Here is a 5,033-nt window from a genome sequence, read left to right as displayed (position 1 = left end):
CTACTTCTTTGAAAACTGAAGATGATATTTTATTATTTATTATAATATTCTATATATTATAAAAATTATTAAATATTAAACGATATTTAAATAAATATTATTTATTTAAATGATTTATTACGAAGAGTTTGATCCTGGCTCAGGATGAACGCTGGCGGCGTGCCTAATACATGCAAGTCGAACGAAAACCTTCGGGTTTTAGTGGCGAACGGGTGAGTAACACGTAAGCAACCTACCCTAAAGACGAGGATAACCATTGGAAACAGTGGCTAAGACTGGATAGGAAGATATGAGGCATCTTGTACCTTTTAAAAGACCTAGTAATAGGTATACTTTAGGACGGGCTTGCGCCATATTAGTTAGTTGGTAGGGTAATGGCCTACCAAGACGATGATGTGTAGCTGGACTGAGAGGTCGAACAGCCACATTGGGACTGAGACACGGCCCAAACTCCTACGGGAGGCAGCAGTAGGGAATTTTCGGCAATGGAGGAAACTCTGACCGAGCAACGCCGCGTGAATGACGAAGTACTTTGGTATGTAAAGTTCTTTTATCAAGGAAGAAAGGCAAGTGGTGAACCATTTGTTTGCCGGTACTTGATGAATAAGCCCCGGCTAATTATGTGCCAGCAGCCGCGGTAAGACATAAGGGGCAAGTGTTATCCGGAATTATTGGGCGTAAAGGGTGCGTAGGCGGTCTAGTAAGTCAGTGGTGTAATGGCAATGCTTAACATTGTCCGGCTATTGAAACTGCTAAACTTGAGTTAGATAGAGGCGAGTGGAATTCCATGTGTAGCGGTAAAATGCGTAAATATATGGAGGAACACCAGAGGCGTAGGCGGCTCGCTGGGTCTTAACTGACGCTGAGGCACGAAAGCGTGGGGAGCAAACAGGATTAGATACCCTGGTAGTCCACGCCGTAAACGATGAGTACTAAGTGTCGGGTCAAACCGGTACTGAAGTTAACACATTAAGTACTCCGCCTGAGTAGTACGTACGCAAGTATGAAACTTAAAGGAATTGACGGGACTCCGCACAAGCGGTGGATCATGTTGTTTAATTCGAAGATACCCGAAAAACCTTACCAGGTCTTGACATGTTTTTGCGAAACGGTAGTAATATCGTGGAGGTTATCAGAAACACAGGTGGTGCATGGTTGTCGTCAGCTCGTGTCGTGAGATGTTAGGTTAAGTCCTAAAACGAGCGAAACCCTTATCGTTAGTTGCCAGCACGTTATGGTGGGGACTTTAATGAGACTGCCAGTGATAAACTGGAGGAAGGTGAGGATCACGTCAAATCAGCATGCCCCTTATGACCTGGGCTACAAACGTGATACAATGGCTGTTACAAAGGGTAGCTGAAACGTAAGTTCTTGGCCAATCCCCAAAAACAGTCTCAGTCCGGATTGAAGTCTGCAACTCGACTTCATGAAGTTGGAATCGCTAGTAATCGCGAATCAGCATGTCGCGGTGAATACGTTCTCGGGGTTTGTACACACCGCCCGTCAAACCACGAAAGTTGGCAATACCCCAAAACGGTAGCTTAACTCGTTTATTCGAGAGGGCGCCGTCTAAGGTAGGGTCGATGATTGGGGTTAAGTCGTAACAAGGTATCCCTACCGGAAGGTGGGGATGGATCACCTCCTTTCTAAGGAAAACCAATAAAATCAATCATCTTCAGTTTTGAAAGACTTAGGATAACTAAGTTTTTCTTCGTGGCTTCACGAAGGGCCTATAGCTCAGTCGGTTAGAGCACACGCCTGATAAGCGTGAGGTCGGTGGTTCAAGTCCATTTAGGCCCACCAGAGTTATAGGTGTCGTAAGAACACAAATTCTTTGAAAATTAGGTAAATAATAGTTATTTCTCCGGAACATTAAAGGAAATAAGAGCGCACAGTGGATGCCTAGGCACCAAGAGCTGATGAAGGACGCAATTAACGGCGATACGCTACGGGGAGCTGTAAATAAGTGTAGATCCGTGGATTTCCGAATGGGGCAACCTACTATAAGAAGTTATAGTATCAATTATTAGGTAACTAACTAATTGAAAGGAACGCAGTGAACTGAAATATCTAAGTAACTGTAGGAACAGAAAGTAATAACGATTCCGGTAGTAGTGACGAGCGAATCTGGAACAGCCGGATACCAACAACTAGTTATCAAATTTTAATGAACTCGAAATAGTTGGAAAGCTATATCCCAGAAGGTGAAAATCCTGTAGAGGTAAGTTAAAATCTAGGGTATCCTCAAGTACGGCGAGACACGAGAAATCTTGTCGGAAGATAGGAGGACCATCTCCTAAGGCTAAATACTCCTTGGTGACCGATAGTGAACTAGTACCGTGAGGGAAAGGTGAAAAGAACCCCGGAAGGGGAGTGAAATAGATCCTGAAACTGTGTGCTTACAAGTAGTCAAAGCTCATTTAGGAGTGATGGCGTGCCTTTTGCAGAATGAACCGGCGAGTTATGATATAGAGCAAGGTTAAGTTTGAAGGAACGCAGCCGGAGCGAAAGCGAGTCTGAAGAGGGCGTTTAGTTGTATGTCATAGACCCGAAACTGAAGTGAGCTAGCCATGAACAGGCTGAAGTGACGTGACCACGTCATGGAGGGCCGAACCAGGACACGTTGAAAAGTGTTTGGATGATTTGTGGCTAGAGGTGAAATTCCAATCGAACTCAGAGATAGCTGGTTCTCCCCGAAATAGCTTTAGGGCTAGCGTTGGGTATTTAATAGTTCTTGAAGGTAGAGCACTAAATGAGTGCGGGCTCCACCTCGGGGTACCAATCTCAATTAAACTCCGAATGTCAAGAACCGTATCCCAGCAGTCAGACGATGGGTGATAAGGTCCATGGTCAAAAGGGAAAGAGCCCAGACCGTCAGCTAAGGTCCCTAAATTAATGTTAAGTGGTTAAGGAAGTAAAAACGTTAAAACAATTAGGAAGTTGGCTTAGAAGCAGCCATCTTTTAAAGAGTGCGTAATAGCTCACTAATCTAATATTTTTGCACCGAAAATGTAACGGGGCTCAAACATTATACCGAAGCTACGGATATGTTTCGGCTAGTAATAGCTAAGGAATATGTGGTAGGGGAAGCGTTCTAACATCGTAGAAGCTATAGCGGAAGCAGTAGTGGAGAGGTTAGAAGTGAGAATGCCGGTGTAAGTAACGAAAAGATAGATGAGAATTCTATCCGTCGAAAACCCAAGGTTTCCAGGGGCAGGGTCGTCCGCCCTGGGTTAGTCAGGAACTAAGGCGAGGCAGAAATGCGTAGTCGATGACCAGCAGGCTAAAATTCCTGCACTAAAAAAATCACTGATGGAGGGACAAAAGAGGACAAGCACGCCCTTTATTGGATTAGGGTCGAAAAATCAAGTTTGAGAAGATAGGCAAATCCGTCTTCTTACTTGCCAAAAAATGAGATTTGAGGGTAACGTGACTGCGTTCATATTTTCTAGAAAAGCTTCTAAGGTTAATGGTTTTTTTACCTGTACCGTAAACCGACACAGGTGGGAAGGTAGAGTATACTAAGACGCGCGAGAAAACTCTTGTTAAGGAACTCGGCAAAATGACTCCGTAACTTCGGGATAAGGAGAGCTTTTATGATAAAAAGTAAAAGCCGCAGAGAATAGGCCCAAGCGACTGTTTATCAAAAACACAGGTCTCTGCTAAACCGTAAGGTGATGTATAGGGGCTGATGCCTGCCCGGTGCTGGAAGATTAAGAGGAGATGTTCGGGCTTGCCCAAAGCATTGAATTGAAGTCCCAGTGAACGGCGGCCGTAACTATAACGGTCCTAAGGTAGCGAAATTCCTTGTCGGGTAAATTCCGACCTGCACGAAAGGCATAACGATTTGGGCGCTGTCTCAACAAGAGTCTCGGTGAAATCAAATTACCGGTGAAAATGCCGGTTACCCGCGACAGGACGAAAAGACCCCATGGAGCTTTACTGTAGCTTAATATTGAAATTGGAAATCTCATGTACAGGATAGGTGGGAGACTGAGAACTTTAGGCGCTAGTTTAAAGGGAGTCAGCGGTGGGATACCACTCTTGAGATTTTTAGTTTCTAACCTGCATAAGTGGATTATGAGGGACAGTGTTTGGTGGGCAGTTTGACTGGGGCGGTCGCCTCCTAAAAAGTAACGGAGGCGTTCAAAGGTTCCCTCAAAATGGTCAGAAATCATTTTTAGAGCGTAAAGGTATAAGGGAGCTTGACTGCGAGACCTACAAGTCGAGCAGGGACGAAAGTCGGACTTAGTGATCTTGCGGTACCGAATGGAAGGGCCGTGACTCAACGGATAAAAGCTACCCTGGGGATAACAGCCTTATCGCCCCCGAGCGTTCACAGCGACGGGGCGGTTTGGGACCTCGATGTCGGCTCATCGCATCCTGGAGCTGGAGCAGGTTCCAAGGGTTGGGCTGTTCGCCCATTAAAGCGGTACGCGAGCTGGGTTCAGAACGTCGTGAGACAGTTCGGTCTCTATCCGTCGTGGGCGTTGGAAATTTGCGAGGAACTGTCCCTAGTATGAGAAGACCGGGATGGATATACCGCTGGTGCACCAGTTGGTTCGCCAGAGCCATAGCTGGGTAGCTATGTATAGTCGGGATAAACACTGAAAGCATCTAAGTGTGAAGCCTCCCTCAAGATGAGATTTCCCTAAGAGATCCCTGAAAGACGATCAGGTTGATAGGCTAGAAGTGGAAGAGTAGTGATATTTGGAGCTGACTAGTACTAATAGATCCAACGACTTTGATGATATATGGAAAATAACTAGAATTTGCCTAGTTTTGAGAGATTCCGGGTGATTTAACACAGGGGTTCCACCTGTTCCCATCCCGAACACAGCAGTTAAGACTTGTGGTCCCCACAATAGTAATTCATTTGAATTGCCAAGATAGGGGTTTGCCCGGAATTATTTGTAGTAGAGAATTAGCTCAGCTGGGAGAGCATCTGCCTTACAAGCAGGAGGTCGGGGGTTCGATCCCCTCATTCTCTACCAAACCAAAACTTCTAAATTATTATAATTTTTATTTGTGCC

The 5,033-nt window shown here is 45.2% G+C and carries 2 tRNA genes and 3 rRNA genes; all 5 read left to right on the top strand.

Features of this window, described 5'->3' with window-relative positions:
* Positions 1-116: 116 nt before the first annotated feature.
* The 5 genes from OC701_RS02245 (at position 117) to OC701_RS02225 (ending at position 4,994) form a co-directional block, all read left to right on the top strand.
* Positions 117-1,646 (top strand): 16S ribosomal RNA (locus OC701_RS02245).
* A gap of 80 nt (positions 1,647-1,726) precedes the next feature.
* A tRNA-Ile gene (locus OC701_RS02240) sits at positions 1,727-1,803 on the top strand.
* A gap of 68 nt (positions 1,804-1,871) precedes the next feature.
* Positions 1,872-4,751: ribosomal RNA gene (locus tag OC701_RS02235) — 23S ribosomal RNA — on the top strand.
* Positions 4,752-4,791: 40 nt separating this feature from the next.
* Positions 4,792-4,907 (top strand): 5S ribosomal RNA (rrf, locus tag OC701_RS02230).
* Together the 16S, 23S and 5S rRNA genes with 2 tRNA genes alongside form the textbook arrangement of a ribosomal RNA operon.
* An 11-nt stretch (positions 4,908-4,918) precedes the next feature.
* A tRNA-Val gene (locus OC701_RS02225) sits at positions 4,919-4,994 on the top strand.
* Positions 4,995-5,033: the final 39 nt, after the last annotated feature.

The organism is Candidatus Phytoplasma bonamiae, assembly GCF_030586845.1.
Lineage (GTDB): Bacteria > Bacillota_I > Bacilli_A > Acholeplasmatales > Acholeplasmataceae > Phytoplasma > Phytoplasma bonamiae.
The sequence above is the reverse complement of the archived record's forward strand: the minus strand, read 5'-3'. Positions and strand labels throughout refer to the sequence as shown.